The organism is Acidovorax sp. KPB24-03 (genome assembly GCF_057546605.1).
Genome location: NZ_BAAJYR010000306.1, coordinates 1 through 4,244, shown reverse-complemented (window position 1 = coordinate 4,244; position 4,244 = coordinate 1). Strand labels below are relative to the sequence as shown.

Annotated in this window: 3 protein-coding genes and 1 pseudogene; all 4 read right to left on the bottom strand. The window is 68.7% G+C overall.

Annotated features, from left to right (window positions below; all coding sequences use genetic code 11):
• Window positions 1-448, bottom strand: a pseudogene (locus AC27KI_RS19745) (HDOD domain-containing protein); the annotation flags it as partial.
• Between the two features lie 31 nt (window positions 449-479).
• Window positions 480-1,766, bottom strand: coding sequence for a flagellar hook-associated protein FlgL (flgL, locus tag AC27KI_RS19740; protein ID WP_284431684.1), 1,287 nt, complete (start codon window positions 1,764-1,766; stop codon window positions 480-482).
• Window positions 1,767-1,784: 18 nt separating this feature from the next.
• A complete protein-coding gene (gene flgK / locus AC27KI_RS19735; RefSeq protein WP_284402618.1) occupies window positions 1,785-3,716 on the bottom strand; it encodes a flagellar hook-associated protein FlgK in 1,932 nt (643 codons plus the stop codon).
• Window positions 3,717-3,729: 13 nt separating this feature from the next.
• Window positions 3,730-4,244 (bottom strand): flagellar assembly peptidoglycan hydrolase FlgJ (gene flgJ, locus AC27KI_RS19730; RefSeq protein ID WP_487115403.1); only part of this gene is annotated, 515 nt, incomplete at its 5' end.

Genomic DNA, 4,244 nt, shown 5'->3' with positions numbered 1-4,244 from the left:
CGGGGCACGGCGGCGGTGGCCTTGAGCGCGGCCATGGCGTCGGCGGCGCTGAGGGTGAGCAGGCTGTTGTCGAAGCAGCCGGCCACGGCGGGCTCGGGCAGGTGGTGCAGCTCGCCGCGCCAGACGAGTTTCAGGCCGCGCTGGTGGGCGGCCTGCACCTGGGCGAGCAAGGCCGGATCGCCCAGCCAATCGTTGCGCACTTCGATCCAGGGGGCGCGCGCGGCGCCTGGCTCAGCAGGTCGGTGAGCAACTGCGGCGTTTGCGGGGACAGCAGCAGGGGGGGCGAGCTGGCACTCCACAGTTCCTGCAAGGTGCGCAGCAGGTGGGGCGCGTCCACGAAGGCGGCACCGTCGCTTTGCACATAGAGCTGCACGGCTGCCAGGCGCCGCGCCTGGTTCCACAGTGGGCGGTAACCGAGGAGAAGGCTGCCAAGAACGGATTGGACCATGGGATGCGAAGGCGGCCGTTACCGCGCGGGCTCAGCCGATGTAGTTGAAGAGGGACAGCTTCTGCACCTGGGCATAGGACTTCAGGGCCGCTTCATACCCGACCTGGTTGTTCTGGAAGTCGGAAATGCCCTTGATCATATCGAGATCCTCCGCGCGCGAACGGTCGGCTTCGAGCTGCACGGCGCGCTTGTCCTGGTCGCCCGTGATGCGGTCGGCGCGGTTGAGCAACTCGCCCGCGTAGCCCCGCATGTTGTGCATGCGCTCCATGCCGATGTCGATGTTGTTCAGGGCTTGGCCCACGGCCTGCGAGGCCGCGCCGCTGGTGGTGGCACTGCCGATGTCGCGGATGGCGCTGTCCAGCGTGCTGAAGATGCTGGCGCTGGGCTGCAGCGAAATGCTGTCGCCATTGGCGGGCGAGAGGCTGTAGGTGCCATCGACCTTCTTGACGGGCGTGCCGGTGATGTTGAAGCTCATGCCGGGGATGCCGGTCACGCCGATGCTCACCGGCTTGTCGGACGGAAAGTCGGGCACCGTCACGGGCGGGGACGACACGCCAGTGGTGGTGTTGGTGATGGTGTACGTGGCCGTCGTGGTGCCTGCCGTGGCGCCCGGGCCCACGCCGCTGAAGACGATCTGGTAGTTGTTGCCCGTGATGAGGCTGGTGTCGGTGGGCTTGATGCCGTCGGTGGTCAGCAGGTGGTCGGTCGAGCTGGTGGTGACGGCGGCGTTGTAGGCGCCGTCGCGCTGCGGCACGAACATGAAGGCCGATTCGCCGTCCAGCGACAGGGGCAGCGAACTGTCGGTGCCCGAGCCCTGGCCGGGCAGGCCGGAGAAGGTGTAGTCGGGGCTGCCGGACTGCGGCCCGAGAAACGGCGTGAGCGCGCTGCCCAGGGCGCCCAGCAGCGGCATGCCGTTGCTGTCCTTGCGGTTGACCATGGAGGACAGCTGCTCGCGCAGGCCCTGCAGCTGGTTGGCGATGGTCTTGCGGTCATTGGGGGTGAGCGACCCGTTGCCGGCGCTCACGATGAGCTGGCGGGCCTCCTGCACCAGGTCCACGGCCTCGCCCATGGTCGATTCGGCCTGGGCGATGGAGTTGCGCTGGTTTTCCAGCGCGCGCTGGTCGGTCTGCACGCGCGCCAGCCGGGTCATCGCGCGCTCGGCCTGCGCGGCGGCCACCGGGTCGTCGCTGGCGCGCACCACGCGCTTGCCGGAGGTGAGGTTTTCCTGCAGGTTGGACAACGCCGTCTGCCGCGTGCCCAGGTTGCGCAGGGCGTTGTCGTACATGTTGGCGGTGGAGGTGCGATAGAAGTTGGCCATGTCTTTCTCCGGCGCGGTTTATCGGCCCATCGTCTGGATCAGGCTGTCGAAAATGCTCTGGGCGATCTGCAGGACCTTCGCGGAGGCCTGGTAGGCCTGCTGGTATTGGATCAGCTTGGCGGCCTCTTCGTCCAGGTTCACGCCCGAGACGGCCGTGCGGTCCTTTTCGAGGTTGCCCGCGATGGTGGTGGACAGCTGGGCGGAGTTCAGCGCGCTCTGCGTGCGCGTGCCCACCTGCGCCATGAGGCCGGCGTAGCCGTCGCTCATGGTGGATTCGTCGAACATCTTCACGTCGCGCAGCGCGTTCATCGCGGAGGCGTTGCCGGCGTTGCGGGTGTAGGTGTCGCCGTATTGCGGATCGAGCGCATTGCCCACCGTGACGGTGTCGCCGGTGTTGGGCGTGCCCTTGAGCGTCAGTTCCCAGCCGTCGATCTGGATGGGCTGGCCCGGCGTGTAGGCCAGGCCCGCGGTGCCCGAGGGCGGCGTGGTCGAGCCCGTCACCGTGTAGGTGGTGGGCGGGCCGGCGGCGAAGCTCAGGCTCACGCCCGCCGGAATGGGGGGGGCGGTGAAGCCCGTGGAGGTCGCCTGCACGCTGGTGAGCTGCATCGACCCGCCGTTGGTCTTGCCCATGGCGGCGTTGACCGGGCTGGCCACGGCCAGGTCGCGGGGCGACAGCACCTTGGCCTGGATGTTCGCGGCCGTGGTGCTGAAGGGCTTGAAGAGCACGCGCTCGCCGGTGGCGCCTGCGGCCGTCATGTTGAAGTTCAGCCCGTCGATCTGCTTGCTGGCCAGGTCGGTCAGGTCGGTGAAGGCGGTGGCCTTGCCGTCGGACATGCGCACCACCTGGCCGGCCGGCGGCGTGGTGAAGCGCACTTCATAGTCGGACGCGGCGAACTTCGTCGCATCGCTGAACGACACGGTGCCCACGGCCGTGCCCTTGGTGTAGCCGGGCATGCTGGTGGGCACCGAGAACAGGTCCTTGCCGGCCTGCCCGTCGAGCGTGAGGCCCAGCTTGTGCTGGGCGTTCATCGTCATGCCGATGGACTGCGCCATGCGGCCGAGCAGGTTCACGCCCTCGGCGAGATCGGTGTTGTTGAAGCGCAGCAGGCCCGAGACCTCGCCGCCGCCGAGCATGTTCTCGTCCAGCTCCACGGGCGCGACGCCGGGGCGGTTGAAGAACAGCTTGGTCTGCCCGCTGCCGGGAAAGGACGTGGCCTCGCCCACGGACAGCTGCGTGGCGGTGGAGCCCAGCACCAGCGGCTGGCTGCCCGCGACGAACAGGCCCACGGTGCCGTCGTCGGCCTGTACCTGCGTGGTCTGCACGTACTGGTTGATCTCGCGGATGATCTGGTCGCGCTGGTCCAGCAGGTCGTTGGGCGACTGGCCGTTGCCGGTGGCGCGCGCGATCTGCTCGTTCACGCCGGCCATGCGGCTGGCCAGGCTGTTGATCGCGTTGACGTTGCTGTTGAGCTGTTCGGTGACGGTGTACTGGATCTCCGACAGCCGGTCGGCCGCGGAGCGCATGCGCCCGGCGGTCTCGTCCATGCGCGTGAGCACCACCGTGCGCGCGGTGATGTCGGTCGGGGCCGCCACCACGTCGGACAGGGCGTTCAGCATGTCGGTGATCGAGGCGCCCAGGCCGCTCGTGCCGCCGCTGAACACGTCCTGCATCTGCGACAGGCGCTCGCCGCGCGTCTGGTCGGCCGCCTGGGTGGCGTTGGCCGCGGCGGCCTGCCGCGTGAGCAGCTCGTTGTGGTTGCGCAGGATGGTCTGCACGTCCACGCCCTGGCCGATGTAGCCGCCGCCGGTGAACTGGCCCTGCACGGTCTGCAGCGACAGCGTCTGGCGCGAGTAGCCGGCGGTGTTGACGTTGGCGATGTTGTGGCCCGCCGTCTGCAGGGCCACCTGGTTGGCGAGCAGGGCGCGGGCGCCGACGTTGAGCAGGCTCATGGAGCGCTTTCCGTCACGCCGCCGTGCGCGGCGAGACGCGCAAGGTGCTGTTGATGGCCCGGCTCAGCTTGCTGGCGTATTCGGGGTCGGTGGCGTAGCCCGCCTTCTGCAGCTCGGTGGCGTAGGCCACGGCGGAATGCGTCTTCTCGCGCGCCTTCTCGTAGCGCGGGTTGTCGTTGATGAGCTTGGCGTAGTCCTTGAAGGAGTCTTCGTAGGAGTCGTAGGCGCGGAACTTCGCCGTCACCTTGCGCGGCACGCCGCCGATGTACTCGGTGGTGGTGATCTCGGCGACCTTGCCCGTCCAGCCCTTGCCGGCCTTGATGCCGAACAGGTTGAAGGAGTTGTCGCCGTCCTTGCTGCGGATCTCGCTCTTGCCCCAGCCGGTCTCATGGCCGGCCTGCCCCAGCATGAAGCTGGCGGGAATGCCGCTTTCCTTGGCCACGCGCTCGGCCGCATCGCGGTGGTGCTGCACGAAGCTTTCGCGGCCCTTGGGCGCGGGGGGCGGACGGGTCGGCCGCCACGGCGGCG